General features: G+C 61.5%; 15 protein-coding genes. 5 read left to right on the top strand and 10 right to left on the bottom strand.

All coding sequences use genetic code 11. From position 1 onward, the window contains the following. Positions 1-555: 555 nt before the first annotated feature. Genes AC56PL_RS01735 through AC56PL_RS01725 form a run of 3 tightly spaced genes read left to right on the top strand, consistent with a single transcriptional unit; the run spans position 556 to position 4,360 of the window. Entirely contained in the window at positions 556-1,590 is a 1,035-nt protein-coding gene (locus AC56PL_RS01735; protein ID WP_495514707.1) for a glycosyltransferase, read from the top strand. Continuing rightward, a complete protein-coding gene (locus AC56PL_RS01730) occupies positions 1,587-3,062 on the top strand; it encodes an oligosaccharide flippase family protein (RefSeq protein ID WP_495514706.1) in 1,476 nt (491 codons plus the stop codon). The genes AC56PL_RS01735 and AC56PL_RS01730 overlap by 4 nt, the downstream gene beginning before the upstream one ends. A gap of 50 nt (positions 3,063-3,112) precedes the next feature. Beyond that, positions 3,113-4,360 (top strand): rhamnosyltransferase WsaF family glycosyltransferase, encoded by a 1,248-nt coding sequence (locus tag AC56PL_RS01725; RefSeq protein ID WP_495514705.1) that lies wholly within the window; start codon positions 3,113-3,115, stop codon positions 4,358-4,360. Between the two features lie 79 nt (positions 4,361-4,439). On the opposite strand, the gene AC56PL_RS01720 is transcribed toward AC56PL_RS01725, so the two are convergent. Next, complete coding sequence (locus AC56PL_RS01720; RefSeq protein ID WP_495514704.1) at positions 4,440-5,210, bottom strand: hypothetical protein; 771 nt, start codon at positions 5,208-5,210, stop codon at positions 4,440-4,442. Between the two features lie 89 nt (positions 5,211-5,299). Beyond that, a complete protein-coding gene (locus AC56PL_RS01715) occupies positions 5,300-6,331 on the bottom strand; it encodes an O-antigen ligase family protein (protein ID WP_495514703.1) in 1,032 nt (343 codons plus the stop codon). A gap of 911 nt (positions 6,332-7,242) precedes the next feature. Here AC56PL_RS01715 and AC56PL_RS01710 point away from each other — a divergent pair. Further along, complete coding sequence (locus tag AC56PL_RS01710; RefSeq protein WP_495514702.1) at positions 7,243-8,469, top strand: hypothetical protein; 1,227 nt, start codon at positions 7,243-7,245, stop codon at positions 8,467-8,469. Positions 8,470-8,536: 67 nt separating this feature from the next. Next, positions 8,537-9,169: an acyltransferase gene (locus AC56PL_RS01705; RefSeq protein ID WP_497152829.1), complete on the top strand. Its 633-nt coding sequence runs from the start codon at positions 8,537-8,539 to the stop codon at positions 9,167-9,169. 19 nt (positions 9,170-9,188) lie between these two features. On the opposite strand, the gene AC56PL_RS01700 is transcribed toward AC56PL_RS01705, so the two are convergent. From AC56PL_RS01700 to AC56PL_RS01665, 8 genes are read right to left on the bottom strand one after another with little or no spacing between them, the layout of a single operon-like run. Continuing rightward, on the bottom strand, positions 9,189-10,961 hold the full coding sequence (locus tag AC56PL_RS01700; RefSeq protein WP_495514700.1) for a glycosyltransferase: 1,773 nt from the start codon (positions 10,959-10,961) through the stop codon (positions 9,189-9,191). Continuing rightward, complete coding sequence (locus AC56PL_RS01695) at positions 10,958-11,548, bottom strand: DapH/DapD/GlmU-related protein (protein WP_495514699.1); 591 nt, start codon at positions 11,546-11,548, stop codon at positions 10,958-10,960. The genes AC56PL_RS01700 and AC56PL_RS01695 overlap by 4 nt, the downstream gene beginning before the upstream one ends. Before the next feature lie 11 nt (positions 11,549-11,559). Then, positions 11,560-12,837 (bottom strand): glycosyltransferase, encoded by a 1,278-nt coding sequence (locus AC56PL_RS01690; protein WP_495514698.1) that lies wholly within the window; start codon positions 12,835-12,837, stop codon positions 11,560-11,562. Positions 12,838-12,892: 55 nt separating this feature from the next. Further along, the gene (locus tag AC56PL_RS01685; protein WP_497152828.1) at positions 12,893-14,029 is read right to left on the bottom strand and encodes a DegT/DnrJ/EryC1/StrS family aminotransferase; all 1,137 of its coding nucleotides are present in this window, start codon (positions 14,027-14,029) and stop codon (positions 12,893-12,895) included. Further along, a complete protein-coding gene (locus AC56PL_RS01680; RefSeq protein ID WP_495514696.1) occupies positions 14,026-14,673 on the bottom strand; it encodes a NeuD/PglB/VioB family sugar acetyltransferase in 648 nt (215 codons plus the stop codon). Before AC56PL_RS01680 ends, AC56PL_RS01685 begins: the two co-directional genes overlap by 4 nt. Then, positions 14,673-15,806: a DegT/DnrJ/EryC1/StrS family aminotransferase gene (locus AC56PL_RS01675; RefSeq protein WP_495514695.1), complete on the bottom strand. Its 1,134-nt coding sequence runs from the start codon at positions 15,804-15,806 to the stop codon at positions 14,673-14,675. Before AC56PL_RS01675 ends, AC56PL_RS01680 begins: the two co-directional genes overlap by 1 nt. After that, positions 15,803-16,795, bottom strand: coding sequence for an NAD-dependent epimerase/dehydratase family protein (locus AC56PL_RS01670; RefSeq protein WP_495514694.1), 993 nt, complete (start codon positions 16,793-16,795; stop codon positions 15,803-15,805). Before AC56PL_RS01670 ends, AC56PL_RS01675 begins: the two co-directional genes overlap by 4 nt. Then, positions 16,792-17,859 (bottom strand): Gfo/Idh/MocA family oxidoreductase, encoded by a 1,068-nt coding sequence (locus AC56PL_RS01665; protein ID WP_495514693.1) that lies wholly within the window; start codon positions 17,857-17,859, stop codon positions 16,792-16,794. Before AC56PL_RS01665 ends, AC56PL_RS01670 begins: the two co-directional genes overlap by 4 nt. Positions 17,860-18,019 lie beyond the last annotated feature (160 nt).

The raw sequence follows: 18,019 nt of genomic DNA, 5'->3' as shown, positions 1-18,019 counted from the left end.
ACCGACCATCCGGCACCTTTCACGAGCACACCAGTTGACACGCGGATTCGGAACGTAGCCGACATAACTGACTGCGAAAATCACCCCACCGTTCCGCAAATGCACTTCACGTTCAGTCCGGGTGCGGGGCGCATACCAGAAATAGGAGGGACGTCAGCCTTCGGACGCCGTTGCCACACAACCGATCTAGTCCGATCGGGCGACGAAATTGATGGCGCAGGTTGTTAGCCTCGATGCAGAGCGCACACCCCATTCGGCTGCGGTATTTTCGGCAGCCCAGCCCATTGCGCCCACAGACGGGAGAACGATGATTGCCTCGACGTGGCAGGACGGACACCGGCGTGGCGCATGGCCGACCAGTGACAGTCGATCAGGTGGGACCCGCCGCGTCGTGCGCACGGTTCGGTGCACGCATTCGACCGTCACCGGCACCGCGGCAGATTCGGCACCTTCATTCACCGTCGCGCAGTCCCATGAATCATCAGGCCAAGTCGCAGGGGACCAATTTTACGGTGCCACAGGCTATTCCGTCGTTCGAACGTTGCGGTTGCCAGTATGAGAATTGCTTATCCACGTCTCCCGGCATCACAGCCCAAAGTCAGCGTCGTCATTCCGTGCTACCGATATGGGCACTACTTGCCTGCAGCTGTGGGCTCGGCGCTCGACCAGGATGGCGTAGACGTCGAGGTCATAATCGTGGACGACGCATCACCCGACGACAGCGGCGATGTCGCGGAGGAACTGGCTCGCGCCGACAGTCGAGTCTCGGTGATCAGACATCGCGAAAACCTTGGTCACATCGCGACATACAACGACGGGTTGGCCTGCGCGACGGGAGAGTTCGTCACTCTCGTGTCGGCGGATGATTTTCTCACTCCAGGCGCGCTTGCGCGAGCAACTGCACTCATGACCGCGTACCCTCGCGTCGGCTTCGTCTACGGACGACCGGTCGAGTTCGAAGGCGCACCACCGATCGACCGGAGCAGAAGTCCATACACGTGGTCGATATGGCCCGGCCACCGGTGGCTGCGCTTGTCGTGCCGCCGAGGTCGCAACTTCATCCTCTCCCCCGAAGTCGTCATGCGTACTGAGGCACTCCGCGCCGTCGGCGACTACCGAGCTGATCTGCCCCACTCGGGAGACCTGGAACTGTGGCTACGGACAGCGGGCCATTGGGATGTCGGCCGTATCAATGGCCCCGCCCAGGCCTACTACCGCGTCCACGACGCCAATATGCATCTCACCACCTTCGCGGGTCTTTCCTTCGACCTGCTTCAACGGCACCGTGCCTTCCAAACGGTGCAGTCGAGTCCACTGGCGGGCCGCGCGAAGTTCACCACAACAGCCGATGCAGCCCTGGCCTCCCAGGCATTGACCGCCGCCTGCCACCTGCTGGATCAGGGCGAGCGGCGGGACGTTGTGCAGCCGCTGATCGATGTTGCCGCGGAAATCTACCCGCCGATCATGCAGACGCGACTTCGCACCAAAATCGATCGCCACCAGGCTCAGCGCAGGACAGGAGCTCTCTTCTGTTCTCGGATTGTAGAATCCGTCCGGTGGCGCGTCTGGCGCCAGGTCGGTGTCTCGTGACCGAGACCGCACCCCAGCCCCCCGAGACAGCCGAAGGCGCGTACGAACGGCGCACGTTGGGCAGGCGCGCTCTTCGCGGTATCGGCTGGGGCACCGCAAATGTCGGGCTGACAAGATTCCTACAGTTCGTCGCAACGATCATCGCCGCCCAGCTCCTGGCCCCGGACAACTTCGGAGCCCTGGCCGTCGCGTTGACCATTCAAATGGTCGCAATGAACATGAGCGAACTCGGTGCCACCGCCACACTTGGTCGCGCGCAGCGAGATCCCGATGAAGTCGCGCCGACTGTGTACACGATTGCAATTGTCACGAGCGTGATCCTGTCAGCTCTAATGGTGACCTGTGCGCCTTGGATCGCCGCGTTGTTGAACAACCCAGAGGCCACACCAGTCATCCAGGTGATGTCGATAACCATATTGCTGAGCGGGGTTTCGTCGGTACCGACTGCACTGATTTGGCGGGACTACCACCAGGGACGTCGGTTCGTCGCCGATATGGCAAACGTCATTGTCATGATCGCGACCATGATCCCGATGGCGCTCGCAGGCTGGGAGGCAATGTCGCTGGCGTGGTCTCGTGTTGCCGGCCAACTGGTTGCCACCGTTCTCGTTGTCTGGCTGTCCCCTCGGTTGTACCGGCCTGGCTTCTCCCTGGCCGAAGCCAAACCCGCCCTACGACTCGGACTGCCACTCGCCGCATCCAATGTCGTTGTGTTCATCACGCTGAACGTCGACTACGTCATCATCGGTCGCGCGCTCACTCCAACCATGCTGGGTATCTACCTTCTCGCATTCAACCTTGCCGCGCTACCGAGCACCGTGTTCACCGCAGTGATTCGCACAGTAGCGGTACCAACGTTCGGTCGCCTACATCTCGAGCAGCGGCTTCGTCACGTTGTACCGCAAGTGATTTCGGCGACGGTGATGATCGCGGCGCCTGTATGTGCCATATTCGCAGCCTTGGGCGGCCCACTGCTGGACCTGTTATACGGCCCCGAGTGGACTGCCGCGGCGACTGCGATGATTGGTCTTGCGGTGTTTTCGGTGGGCCGGGTGATCACCGAACTGCTCGCAGATCTGTTGGTGGCCATCGGTACCACCATCAGCCTGTTCTGGATCCAGGTTGCCTGGTTTGCAGCACTAACGCCGGTGATGATGTTCAGCGTCCATCGATTCGGCATCGCCGGTGCGGGTCTCGCTCACGCCGTTGTCGTGTGCGCCGTGGTGATTCCGCTCTTCGCCTGGTCGGCCGCGGTTGCCGGCGGCATCCCGATTCGTGCACTGCTCACTCCGTGTTTGCCCGGACTCGCGGCAGCAGCTGTGGCAGCACCGATCGGATGGGTGGTGGCACTACAGTTCTCGCACCCTCTGGCCCAAGTAGCACTCGGCAGCTTGACCATACTTTCGGTGTACGGACTGCTTCTTCGACGCGATCTGAAGCAGTCGGTCACTCGAGTTCGGTCGATGACGTGACCAAGACAGTGCGCGATTCACGGATTCTCACGCGTGGCACGTTGTCAGAAATGGGGTTTTTGAAGATGCCGAACAGGACCATGCCGCAACTACGTCGACGGGCCACACAGCTCAGAGCGTTGCTCGAAGAAGGTGATGTCAGAGACATCACCCGCCGCGTTGCGCGACGCGCGTACGAGGCAACCGGAGCGGGCGCGCTCGAGTTCCCCCTCGACCCCGGCGATGTCTGTGACTCGAACGGCGTGCACTGGCCGCTGGTTGCCCCCCGCAGCACCGGACCAGGCCTCACCATCGGATGGGTACTGGCTCCGCCGGTAGGCAGCTCCGGCGGCCACACCACCATCTTTCGGATGGTCGAGGCGCTGGAGGCTGCTGGGCATCGATGCATCGTCTACCTGTATGAACGAAATTCGACACCCGTCGAGTACCACTCCGGGGTGATCAGGCAGTTCTGGCCACAAGTCAAGGCCGAAGTTGTCGATATCGCGAACGGCTTGAGCGGATGCGACGCATACTTCGCCACGTCATGGGAAACGGCGCACGTGTTGGGCAGTAGAGGCACCGAGACCCCTGGCCGCAGGTTCTACTTTGTGCAGGACTACGAACCCTTCTTCTACCCGCGTGGATCCGAGAGCGCGTTGGCGGAGGACTCCTACAGATTCGGCTTCAAGCACATCACGATCGGGCACATGGTCGGGGATCTTGTCAGGCCATTCGGTCCGGTCGATGTGCTCGAGTTTAGTTGTGACACTGGGGTATACAACCTGACCAACCGTGGAGACAGGAATGGCGTGGTGTTCTATTCGCGGCCTGGCAACCCGCGCCGGGGCGCCGCCCTTGCCGTTTTGGCACTCCGCGAGTTCCACCACCGTCACCCCGAACAACCCATTCATGCATTCGGAGACTCGACGACGTCACTGCCTTTTCCCGTGTACAACCACGCTCGGACGAGTCCTCGCCTGCTTGCTGAACTCTACAACCAATCAATCGGCGGGCTAGCGCTGTCTTTCACGAACATCTCCCTGATCGTTGAGGAGATGTTGGCATGTGGGGCAATCCCGATTGTGAACGATTCGCCCTACGCTCGCGCAGACATGCCGAGCACCGCAGTCCGCTGGGCGGCACCGACACCGTCTGGGCTGGCAAGCGCCCTTGCTGCTGCGGTCGAAACATCGGACCGCCAGCAGCTCGCACTCGAAGCGTCTCGGTCGGTCCGTTTGGACAATTGGGATTCAGCGAAATCGACGTTGGTATCGATCGTGGAATCCGAGTTCGCCTCTGGGCGAACCCAGCTCTGAATCTGACGTCACCCCTCAGACGAACCCAACACTGGATTCCGGCGGTCGAGGCCGGGATCCAGTGTGTTTTGTAGGCGGGCTACCGCGAGTTCTTCTCCCTCACCACTTTCCGAAGGTCCACTTCGTCAGGTTCGTCCTCGGCACTTTCGACCTCCGCACTGGGGGTGACTTCACCCGCTGCCGCCGCAGCGGCGGGCGTCCGCAGGGAGTCCCAGGTCGCCGGTGGACTCACGTCAGTGGGATGCGTGTCTTCGCCGCCATCACCGCCATTGTCGTTGTCGGGATCACCACTGGCAGTGGCCGACTTCGAACGATGCTTCTCGACAGCACGCGCCAACGAAATCGCCCCGAACAGCAGCACAACGCCCGCGATGCCGAGCACCACCACCGTCCTCAAGCGACTCGACTTCTTCTCGATCGCAGACCCTGGCGGGCCAACGGGCTGCGCAACCAAAAGGAATTCGTTGTCCGCTCCGCCTGCGGATTGCATGACGACAAGTTGCTCCGACAAGAGTTCGCCCAGCCGTTCCGACGTGGCCACAGCCTTCTCAGGTGTGTCCGCCGTGGCGGTGATACGAATGATCTGGTTGGTCTGAACCTCCGTCACCGTGGTAACCACATACTCCGTCGACAACCCCTCGGCCTTGAGCATCTCGCCGATGTCACTGGCACCGAGCCTGGTGGCGACAACTTGCGCAGCCAACGCCGGCTCCGACCGGAGATATGGATTGTTGGACTCCTTGGCAAGCGAAGGATCTTTCGCAATCGCTTGCTCCGACGGTGCGCCAGGACTGATGACCACGTAGGACGAAGTCGATTCATAGGAGCGCGGCCCGTAGATGAACGCCACACCGCATCCCACCACAATGAGAACGACGAATGGGATGGTAATCCACTTGTGCGTCCATAGAAGCTTGAAAATTGCAAATGGATCCACGGCTATTTCCGCCCCTCTGAAAAGCTGACGTCTTGGCGCACCGATATTTCATCTTTACGCTGCATTTTAACTTCACTGTCCCAAAAAACAGTTTTGTCAAGCGAAGGATTCTTCGCTACATTCCACACCGTTCCGGACAATCCCGCCACAAATGCGAAGAGGACGGTGACCATCGGGAACGAAAGCTCATCGAAGGTGGCAGCGGTGACCGCCGCACCAACGGACGCACCCGCCACGCAGCCCGCCAGCGCACGCCAACCCTCGTCGTCACGGAAGTGGACCCCCGCGATGAGGCTCGCCGTAGCAGGCAGCAGGAAGTAAGCCACGAGGGCCGCCAATCCAACCAAGCCCATCTCTACAACAGTCTTCAAGTATTGGTTGTCGAGTATTCGAAGCGCATTGGTGACCAGGAATGTGCTGGGCCCCATCCCGAACGCCGGCCGATCCGAGACCATCGCCTCGACCAGCGGGTAGTTGTTCAAACGTGTCTGTATTGATAGATCGCTCGACCCAGCCGAAACGGTCCCGATCAGTGTGCCGACGAGTCCTGGAATGAACGCAAACAGGGCCGCGACGACACCCGGTACTGTGATCAGACACCATCTGCGGACTTCTTTGGGGAAGAGCGGAATCGCAAATACCAGCGAGACAAGAATGCACAGCATCATCGATCGCGATACCGAGAACACCGCCGCCGCCACAATCAGCAACAACTGGACCACTGAGAACCACCTGTTTCGCGTCCAGAACAGTGCCTTCCAGATCGCAAACGGCAGCATCATCCCCATCACAACTCCGAGCTCGATCGGGTTGAACGCCGTCCCAGCCACACGCATCAATCCATACCGCGGCTGAAAGGCGTAAGCCCCGCCGTTGTCGGACATACCGACCATCAGAGACTGGATCCACATGACCGGATTGTCGTGTGTGATGAATTGGTAAACAGCGATAACGGCACAGAACGTCGCACCGCCGACCAAGGTCCGAACCAGCCCCATGACCGCCCCCTTCGAAACCACCGTCTCGGCGATCACGAAGACGATTCCCGTGATCCCCGCGAGGCTCAGCAACCACCGGTTGGCCGCTGCGACTCCAGTGGGAGTCGCGGGGCCACCAGGCATGGCGATGTACGCCGCGACAGTCGCGAGCCATAGCGCACCGAGTCCAAGACGTGCTGGGTAGCGGACACGGAACGGATCGTGGTCTCCGAAGACAACCGACGCCGCCCACGTCACGAAGAGCAAGATTGCCAGAACCATCGCCACGTATCCGCTGGCGCCGAGTGGGCCAAGGATCATGTTCGCAGGAAAGACGAACATCGCGGCCGCGGTCAACAACAGCAGCCACGGTGCCCGATCTGCCCCGTGCGTGCCGAACCGCCCGGTGCTGGGTATCGGTTGGGCCACTGAAACTCCGCCTCGCTCTTCGAAAATACGGTCAGATATCGCCCACGGACTCCGGGCGGCACCAATTCGATGGTTGTCATTGCTAAGGCTAGACCGAAAGACGTGTCGCCTCAACGAAAGAACATCGATCGCACTACAAATCCCGTCGACGTAAGTCGCGGCATTTTCTCATCCGCCAGACCGGCCACAATGGCGATTGTCGTCTGTTCGAGTGAACTCGACGCGGGCCGGGACACGTTAATCACAAGAACCACAACAGGTTCCCAGCACAGACAGCCACTGTCCGATGCGACCGTGTTTGACAATCGAACGTACCTGGTTGACGCTGGGAAACGCCTGACACCCGGGGGGTCTTCCGGTCTGCCTTGCACGACCTAGCCATGAGGGCATTTGCAGTGACGAAAAGGTCCGAACACCACCACCATCGTCGTCGGTCATCGGAGCGTCGAGCAGCGGCGATCGCAGTTTCGACGTTCACTGCGTGCTTACTGATCGCCACCGGCTGCGTGTCGTCACCGTCTGGAGACGACAACAAGCCGGTGGTGTTCGGAAGCAGCGGAGACGACGCCTCTCCTACGCTTCGCCCGGTCGATGGCGGCGCGGCCTTCTACGACCAGTTCACCAACGGTCTGCCCGCCGACCCAACTTTCTTCCCGTTGGGGGTATGGGCCGAATCAGTTGTTGACGAGACGGGCTGGCCGCGCGACGCGGCCGCCGGGCTCAACACCTACGTCGCACCAGTGAGCGGAACCGACCTCAGCACAATCAAGAGAGCGGGCATGTACGCCCTGCCGGGCTGGATCGAGACCACTGCGCCCGTGTCGGGATACTCGGCATCCGACGAGGTCGACATGTGGGCTGGGCCCGGTGACGCACCGTGGACCGGCAACGAACCTGGAGCAGGTGAAATCTGCTCTCCGTCAACAGCACGATGCGGTTACACGGTCATGGAGGACCAGCTGAGAGGCCTACCGCCCGAGATGATGTCGTATTCCAACTTTGGCAAGGGTGTGGCCTTCTGGGAAACCGACGACCAAGCGGCGAGGTTCATCAATGACTTCGTTGATGTGGTTTCTGTCGATAGTTATTGGTTTACCGATACGAACATCTGCGGCGCATCCGAGGGCGGGGCGCTGTTCAAGACCGACAGGGCGTTGACCCAAGAAGAATGCCGCCGCGCGTCCAACTACGGCGCGAACACCGAACGAGTGCGATCGCTGGTGAAACCTACGGGCAGCAAACCCGTTTGGAACGTTGTCGAGGTAGGCCATCCGGCCTCGGAAGCGGATTCGCCAACGATAACCGGACCCCAGATCCGCGCCGCAGTCTGGAGCAGCATCATCCACGGGGCGCGTGGAATCGTCTATTTCAACCACAGCTTTGGGGGCGACTGTCCCACACAGCACGTCCTGCGAGACTGTCCCGAGCCTCTGCCTGCGACAACCGCTGTCAACGCCCAGATCACCCGGTTGGCACCTGTTCTCAACGCTCCCTTCGTCGACAACCTGGTAGACACAGACCCAACGGTCGACGTATCTGCCAAGCTGGTTGACGGTCGGTTCTATCTGATCGCAGGGTCGACGACGAATACTGCAACAACTTCATCTGTGAAGTTCAGGTGTGGAAATCCCAGCAAGGCAATCGTTGTCGACGAGAACCGCGAGATCCAGATCGAAGACGGCGTGCTGACCGATGACTTCCAGGACGGCAATGCCGTCCACATTTATCAAATACAAGGCGGCAACACCTGCGGGCTTGCAAACTGATTGCCACGATCAGTTCCTCCGCACCAAGGAGGATGCACATGCCCTCTGACGGAAGGATCGTGAAGCCTTGCGCCTCAACAACCAGTACAGTCAACATCGCTCCAAGCTCTCAGTCGCACAAGGCCGCCGTGACCGGCCGATGTCAGCTGCAACAAAAGTGATCGCAGCCCTCCGCATGGTCTTTCATGACGTGTTGATCAACGGAATCATCGCGTCTGGCGCGATTCCTGCCGAAGTCCGATGGCTGTGTTACCGCGCAGCCGGCATGAACATGAGACGTTCGCACATCTGCTCCAGATGTTTCTTCGGCACAGGGGAAGTCTCCGTCGGGCGCAAGACATTCATCAACCACGGTGCCTTCATCGACACCTCGGCGAAGGTAACCATCGGAGACAACGTGAGTTTCGGTATGCAGGTCACGATCGTCACAAGCTCGCACGAGGTTGGCAGTTCGCTGGCTCGAGCAGGAGCATTGACTTCGGCCCCCGTCACGATTGGTACGGGGTCCTGGATCGGCGCCAACACGACCATCCTGCCCGGAGTGACGATTGGTCAAGGCTGCATTGTGGCATCAGGTTCGGTCGTTGCCACTGATTGTGCGCCCAACGGGCTATATGCAGGGGTCCCGGCGGTACGAAAACGCGACTTGCCCGAAGGCGTCGATTCAGCCGTGGCGCAGCACGAAAGGTCAGCACACTGATGACCGAGTAGCCCGTCGCTCACACTGAAAGAAGTGTGCGACTGCTGTCGTCGCGTTCCCAAGAGATTGCGGCGCCCAACCGTGCTCGCCGACGAGCGACGAGTGTCAAAACTACGTATACGCCTGCGTCCCAAGCCGATCGAGGCCCGCGGATGGAAGTGACTACGGCGCGAAAGGTCTGGACGGCACTCGGGGCCTCGACGATCTCCGCTTTTCCTCGATAGACCCTTTTCAGCATGTGTAACAGGCTGTTTCGATCACGTGGGACCACCACAACAGTTGGCGCGGTCTCGACCACGCATTTTTCCCCCGCAGCGAACTGTGCGTCGACCCACAGGTCGTCGCTGGTCAGCTCAGGGAACGCACCTATGCGACGATGCCCGGCCTCGCTGAGGCCATAGGCACCGGCACCCCACAACGCAGACCGAAACCACGTTATCCGGGATCTTGCCCGGTAGTACGACCGCACGACTCGGTCAACTCCGTCCAAGTCGAACTTCGACGACGGACGCGCTGCCAACACCGATCCGGTTTTCAGCTCCGCAAACACCTGCGCCACAGCCACTGCCGAGATCGTGGTGTCGGCGTCGAGATACAGGCGGGGCCATAGCGTCGCGGTTGCATCGCCAAGATTGAGTGCTGCGATCTTTGAGGCCACGCTAGTCTCCACGACGGTCACGCCGGCATACACCCGAGCGGCGTCAGCCGTGCCATCGGTGCAACCGTTGCACACCACGATCAGCTCGATCGCGCCACTGGCCGCCGCGGTGGCCAGTGGCGCGAGAGTGCGTCCGATGACGGCAGTTTCGTTGTGTGCCGGCACGATGACCGCACCCAAGGCGAGACCATCGGTCAACACCGGCGTCCGTGCGGCCTTCGGTAATTCTGCCCAACGCGCACGATCACAGAGGACTCGCAGTGTTGTCCTGTGCCCACTGTCCCTGGAGCGCAACAATTCACCGAGCACCACCATCGTGCGATGGCATGACGAGTGCAGTTTGCCGTGGTAACGGTCGAAATAGCGGACCCGGTTGACGGACATCAGCGCAGCCAACTCCGCGGAACTACCTGATCCGGCGCCTCGATGTGCCACCACGGCGCGCGGCTCGAACCAAATGAGTGCGCCCGATTCGCGCACACGACGGAAGAAGTCGACTTCCTCGGAGTATAGGAAGTACCGTTCATCCCAGTCCCCGACCGTCCGATCGACAGTGGCACGGATCAGCAGCGCCGCACCGGTCGCCCAGTCGATTTCGTGCGGATCCCGATAAAGTCTTGGATTCCAGACAGTTTCAGTCCAGCGTGCATTTCGGTGGGCAAAGTGAGGCCCGAGCAAACTATCGCCCAACGCGCCGAGCACCGAGGGCTCCGACCGCAAAGACGGAAAGGTCAATCCTTCACCGTCGACAATCCGCGGCACGACTACACCAACCCGACTGCGGTCGAGAACGCGGAGCATCATCCCCACCGCACCGCGATGTACCCGCAAGTCCGGATTCAGGATCAGTACCGCCCGGCAGTCACCGACATGTCTCCGTGCGACATTGATCCCACCTGCGTAGCCGATGTTGCCACCGGCCGGGATCAGAATCACATCGCGGTGTTCTGCGACGATCTCCCCTGTGCCATCGGATGAATCATTGTCGACAACCACCACTCGAACGACATTGTCGTGGGCTTCGTGCCGCAGATCGGCCAGGAGATGGCCGATGTCGGCGCTGCTGTTGTAGGTCACCACAACAACGGTCACGTCAGCTCGGACCTCTGCGCCTACAAAGTCGTCAGTACTCATAGTGCATCGCTCTCATATGGTTCGAGTCCGCCGTGGGCTTCTCTGTAGGTACGTCCGCAGTCACCACAGCCAAGATGCTCGACCAGGCGTTCACCGCATTCACACGCCCACCCGATACGTCTGCCCGGATTCCCGACCACAAAGCCATACGCCGGCACATCGGCGACAACAACAGCACCGGCCCCGACAAACGCATGTTCACCAATTGTCGTTCCGCACACCACAACAACACCGGCGCCGAGCGTCGCCCCACGTCGCACCCGGGTTGACTCCAACGCTTCATCGCCACGTTTGATGTGAGCGCGTGGACGCAGATCGTTCGTGAAAACCACTGCAGGCCCCAGGAAGACATCGTCCTCGATCGTCACGCCGGCAAAGATGAGGACTCGGTTCTTGACGGTCACCCGATCTCCGACCACCGCGCCGGACTCGATGTAGGCGTGGTCGCACACATTGCAGTCACGTCCGACGCGCGCCCCGCTCAGAATGTGCGCGAACGCCCAGACCCTCGTCCCCGCACCAACATCACTACTTTCGCACAGTGCCTGAGGGTGGATCTGAACGCGCCTGTCACTGACGACTGTCATATCGTTCGCCTTCATAGGTGGTCACACCGCGCTTTCGCAATGTGGTCGGGGCGTGCGCTGTCGATGCGGGGCTTGTTCGGCCGAGACGGAGGTGTGCGGCGAGGTGAATCCTGGCGCAACCGGAAACCGCGGCGAATCAGCAGGGCTGCGCCCACGCGACATACGTCGACAAACCTCGCGAACCGGCCGACCCTGGTGTTCAGGGCGTCAAGGTACTCCTGGAGTTGCCGTTGAACCGCTTCATCCAGTCCGTAGGCCGCCACCACTTCTCGCGAATAGGTGCCCCGATACTCTCGAAGTCGCGCACTCTCGAGCAACGGCTCCAGGGCCGTGAGGAGTTCGGTTTTGCCAAGGCGCGTACCGCTACCGACGCCGTACCATCCACTCCACGAGAATTCGTCGATGGTCGCATGACTCAACGGCATGAAGAAGCCGCGTTCGCCGGCGACAACAACCGGTTTCCCAAAGGCCATGCCGTGCGCCAAGGAACTGCCCGAACCCACCACCACGTCGGCAGCCGCATATGCAATTCGGCGATCGAGCAACTCACCCGCCACAACAACCACCTCGCGCCCGGACCGGAGGTTGAACTCAGCTGCCCGTACCGAAGCCGATCCGAGCAGTGCCCCTTCTCCGATCACCAGCAGTTGCACGGATGTGCCCTCCGCGGCGATGTCTCCAACAGTCTCGATCACCGTCATCAGGCTGGTGATGGAACGCTCGTCGTCGAGCGGTGTCACCAGCGCCACGAGCAACCCATCACTGTCGATATGACTGCGCTCCAGGAAGTTTCCGGTAACCGTAGGTAGTCCGGGCGCGTTCTTCGCCGTGTCCACCCATGGCTCCAGGACGCCCACCCGCGTGAATCCCGCGATCCGCTTCTCCGCGGCTGCACTCCTTGCTCCCATCAGGAGTGGAGCGGTATGCGGCAGGATCGGAGACGGACCTCGCGAGTGGATCGTGCCGACCACTGCCACCTCCCGGCGGCTCAGATTGGCGGCAATGAATGCTTCGGATATTGCCTCCCACTCGAACGCGTGGACGACATCGATCGACCGTTCCTGGATAACTTTTCGCAACCGTAGAATCGATTGAAGAGTGCTCTTCTCTTGACCGCATGGCATCAGAACCAGCTCGACATCGAGCTCATGAACCCGTTCGACCAACATCCCGGGGCAACCGATAACCGTGACCGAATGCCCAGCGGCAGCCATTGCCCCTCCCAGTTCGACAGCGCTTCGCTGACTATCTCCGGATCGGAGATCTTTGGGATAGACCAATATTCGCATTCGTTTCACCTTCGACGACGGTTCCCACGCCGGCCCGGCGGCGCGATGGGCCGCCTCACCGGGTGCCACCGACTATCAGCCCGAGACAGTCCGCAACGCACTCTTGTTGTGTGGTCGTGATGTGCGGAAACAAAGGTAGCGAGAGGATTTCGCGGGCCGCCCGCTCACTGACCGGGAACTCCCCGGATCGGTGACCCGCTCCGTATGCCCCGGTCAGATGAATCGGTGTCGGGTAGTGGATGCCCGCTCCGATCCCAGCGGCCCCGAGCTTCTCGAGCACCCGGTCACGGCTGTCGACCCGCACCACGTACAGGTGCCACACATCCACATTGCCCGGGGCCGATGTCGGCACACGTACACCCTCGACTCCCGCGAGAAGCTCTCCATAGCGGTCGGCTGCGTCACGCCGCAGTTGATTCCAACGCTCCAGATGTCCGAGCTTTGCGCGTAAGACCACCGCCTGGACGGCGTCCAGCCTGGAGTTCAAGCCGATGACGTCGTGCACGTACTTTTGCCGGCTTCCGTGCGCCGCAATAGTTCGGACCCGGTCCGCGATCGATTCATCATTGGTCAGCACCGCACCCGCGTCGCCCGCTGCTCCGAGGTTTTTCCCAGGGTAAAAGCTTGTCCCGGCGGCGATCCCGGTGGTTCCGGCCGGGACACCATATCGACTTGCGCCCTGCGATTGTGCGGCATCCTCGAGGATCGCCACACCGCGCCGGGCCGCCATGTCGATGAGCTTTTCGACGGGTGCACTCTGCCCGAACAGATGGACCGGGATGATCGCGCGTGTGCGCGTGGTGATCGCCGCCTCAACCTGTTCCGGATCGATCAGCAGGTATTGCGGGTCGACATCTACGAGGACCGGCGTCGCCCCGGCCCGGCTCACGGCCTCCGCAGTCGCGATGAACGAGTTGGTCGGCAGGATCACCTCATCACCCGAACCGACTCCAGCTGCGCGCAGCGCGATCTCGATGGCATCGGTGCCATTGCCGACTCCGACGCAGTGGCGCGCACCGGAGAACGCAGCGTATGCCAACTCGAAATCTGCCACCGGTCTGCCACCGATGTACCCGGCGCTCTGCAGCAGGTCTTGGAGCTGCGGCATCACCTCATCGGCGACGTCGTCGAACTGCGACACGAGATCCACAAAGGGCACATCGGTGAGTGGGGCAAGTCGCTCTATTGTCATTCCCTGCTGTCTCCATGATTGATGGGATGTGCGGGGTTGCCCGCCCAGACCTCGTCGGCGGGCAGGTCGGTCAGCAAGACCGCGCCCATACCCAGAACCGCACACGCCCCTACCCGGACGTTTTGTTTCACAGCGCTGTTCATACCCAGATACGCCGCTTCTCCCACCACCACGGATCCGCCGAGAGCTACTCCGGCACAGAGTGTCCCGAAGTCTTCGATCCGGTTGTCGTGTGTGCAGACCACCCGCGGCATCAGCACGGCGTGGCGTCCAATCGATACCGAGGCGGTGAGCACCGTGCCTGCCAGGAGGATGGCCCCTGGACCGACTGTGGAATCCGAAGGCACCCGAACATCCGGGGCGACGACAGTGGCGTACCGTGCGCTCTCGATTCCCAGCTGAAGCAGCCGGTCCACGATGAGCCTGCGCGACCGACCAGATCCGGTACACACCAAGAAGTCGGAATCGTCGTGCTCACCGGCCGAGTCGATACCGCCGAGCACGGGCAGGCCGCCCATGTCAGTACCGTGCAGAACCAGATTGTCGTCCAGTAGACCGATCGGCTTATATTCTGTCGAACATTCGAGCAGCGCTATGACTTCCCTGGCAAGACCGCCGGCACCGATCAGGATCACCGATCGCATCAGGTCCCCCTGATCACATCCACGACCCGGAACAGGTCGTCAGAGGCCATCTGATGGAACAGGGGAAGAATGAGAGTCGAATCGGTCAACCGTTCGGTGACTGTCAGATCGGCGTGCTCGCGCCACGCGTGCGCCGGCTGACGGTGCGCGGCCATGATTCCCCGGCGGGCCGAGATCCCCGCCGTTGCGAGTTCACCGAGTAGTTCGTCACGGGAATTGCGGTGCCCGGCACCGACTTCGATCCAGAACGATTGGAAGTTCGATCGCCCGCCGACGGGGTCGGCCACGCAGCGCACGCCGGACATATCCGCGAGCGCATCTTGATACATACCCGCCATGACACGTCGCCGGGTCACCATTTCGCCGAGCCGGCCCAGCTGTACGATGCCGACCGCGGCCTGCAGGTCGGTCATCCGGTAGTTGAATCCGACCTCGAGGTACTGCTCGGCCGGAGCCAACACGCTCTGATGACGTTGTGTCGCACTGACACTCATCGCATGCTCGCGTAGCTTCCGGGCGCGGTCGGCCCAGTCCGGCCGGTTTGTGGTCAGCATCCCACCTTCACCGGTGGTGAGCAATTTGCGCGGGTGAAACGACCACACCGCTATGTCGGCGTGCACGCCCACCGGGCGATTCGCAAGGCGTGAACCCGCCCCGCACGCCGCATCCTCGATCACTGTGATGCCGCGTGGTTCGCATAGCGCCTTGATGGCGGCGATGTCGGCGGGGATGCCACCCTGATCAACGGCGATCACCGCGGTGGTTCCCGGTGTCAGTGCCGCCTTGATGGTCGCGGGGGTCACATTGCCGGTGACCGGATCGACGTCGGCGAACACCGGGTTGGCGCCGACGTACGTCGGCGCATTTGCGGTCGCCACAAACGAGAATGACGGCACCACCACGTCGTCGCCGGCTTGCACACCTGCCACCACCATCGACAGATGCAGGGCTGCAGTACAACTCGATACCGCGACCGCATTGCGGGAGTCCACCGCCGCCGCGAAGCGGGTTTCGAATTCCGCGACTCGGGGGCCTTGCGCAACCCATCCAGATTCGAGGACCTCGGTCACCGCCGCGATCTCTTCCTCACCAAGGTAGGGCTGCATCACGTTGAGCCTGGTCACGGCAGTCATGAGGCGGCCACCCGGCCTGCAGCGATGCTCTCGCGTTGCGGCTCCCACCACTGCACCAGCGCACGTAGTCCGTCTTCGACACCCACGTCCGTAACGAATCCGAGGTCACGCCGGGCTGCGGTGACGTCGGCGAGTCTCCGAGCCACCCCGTTCACGGCGCGCTCCGGACCGTGCTCGACTGACAACGGTGAGTTCATGGCACGCAGCAGGGAATCAGCCAGCTCCAGCAGTGAGGTCTCGATGCCACTGGCAATGTTGTAGACGCCCTCATCGATATCACTGAGAGCGGCCAAGATATTCGCGCGTGCGATGTCCTCGGTGTACGCAAAGTCCATTGTCTGCGACCCGTCACCGAAGATCACCGGCGGAAGGCCGTCCGCAATTCTCTCCATCCAACGGACGAGAACCTCGGTGTACAGGCCGTGCACGTCCATCCGCGGGCCGTACACATTGAAGTACCGCAGTGCGACGTACCTCATCCCGTACATGGCCCGGAAGCTGCGGAGCATGCCCTCGTTGAAGCTCTTGGCCGCGCCATAGAAGGTGTCGTTGTTGTGGTGATGGTGACGTTCACCTGTCGGGAACTGCTCAGCCATTCCGTACACAGACGCGGACGACGCTGCGATCACCTTGTCGACACCGTGTGCAGCCGCGGCTTCGAGAACTGTGAAGGTTCCGTTGACGAGAACATCAAGTGCAAGTCGTGGCTCTTCGGCGCACTGGGTGATCCGGATCGCAGCCTGGTGGAAAACCAGATCGGCCCCCTTGGTCAGATCATTCACCAGGTCACGGTCACGCAGGTCACCTACCACCAACTCGGTGCGCGGATCATCCAGGGCTACAGATAGATTCGACTCCCGACCGCGAACAAGATTGTCGAGAACCACAATCCGATCCACACCTTCATCCAACAACTGGTCGACGATGGTCGAGCCAATGGTGCCGGCACCACCGGTCACCAGGACGGACGCGCCATGTAGTGCCGTCATGATGCACTCCGGAAGGCAAGGGCATTGTCGTACTGACGCGGCTTGATGGGGCGCCCTCGGGCGGCAAGACTTTCGGAAACCGCCTCGAGGACCGACAGCACCCGCAGTCCCGCGGCCCCATCGGTCCGGGCCGACCGCCCGGTTCTGATCGCGTCGGCGAACTCTCCCACCATCGTCGCCAAAGCTTCTTTCTCGGTGAGCGCAGGAACCGTGATGTCTCCCAGGCGATACGAGACCCGCGCAGCCTGCCGTTCATCTTCGGATCGGCCGAATGCGAGGTCGACCCCCCTGTCGTGAACAGCTACCCGGCGTTGCGCGTCGAGATCGTCCCACACGACGGTCCGATGACTGCCTCCGATGACCATCTGCCGAATCTTGGTGGGCGACAACCAGTTGACATTGATATGGGCGGTCGATCCATCGATCATGGTCAGTGAGATGTGACCGACACATGCGTTGCCGACCCGCAAGGGATCAGCTCCGGTGGCACTCACCTCAACAGGGTTGAGCCCTCCGGGCAGAATGAAGTCGAGGATCGACAGGTCGTGCGGCGCCAGATCCCAGAAGACATCGACATCGGGCTGCACCAGCCCCAGGTTGATTCGAGTCGAATCGATGTACATGATGTTGCCGAGCGTCCCAGACCGAACGGCCTGGGCGATGTACTGCACCGCAGGCGTGTAGCAGTAAGTGTGGTCGATCATCAGGACCCGGTCCGCGTCGCGGGCCGCCTCCACCATCAACCCCGCTTCGTCCACACTGGGAGCCAGCGGCTTCTCCACCAACACATGTTTGCCGGCTTCGATCGCGGCCATCGCCAGTGATGCGTGGGTCTGGGCCGGCGTCGCGATCGCGATCGCGTCGATGTCATCACGCTCCAGGAGCCGCTCGAATGACGACTCGGCGACCACCGTCGACCGCGGACCGATCACCGCGCGAGCACGCTGTTCGTCCAGGTCGCACACGGCGACGAGATCCCAATCCGGTGACGCCCGGAAGTTCCGAACCAGGTTCGGCCCCCAGTAGCCGGCGCCGACGACTGCCACACCGAGTTGCTTCTTCATCGATTGCTCCTTGATAGAACGCGTGGGCGACCACCGAGGCAGCCAAGATGCACGCTCGACCGGAGCGGAGCGTCTCCGCCACCCGGTCGCGAACTTGGGATCACAACGCCGATTATGCGTGGGATATTGCCGAAACCGCGAGCCAGATTCGAAACTGAAT

Source organism: Williamsia sp. Y721 (genome assembly GCF_059683565.1).
The sequence above is the reverse complement of the archived record's forward strand: the minus strand, read 5'-3'. Positions and strand labels throughout refer to the sequence as shown.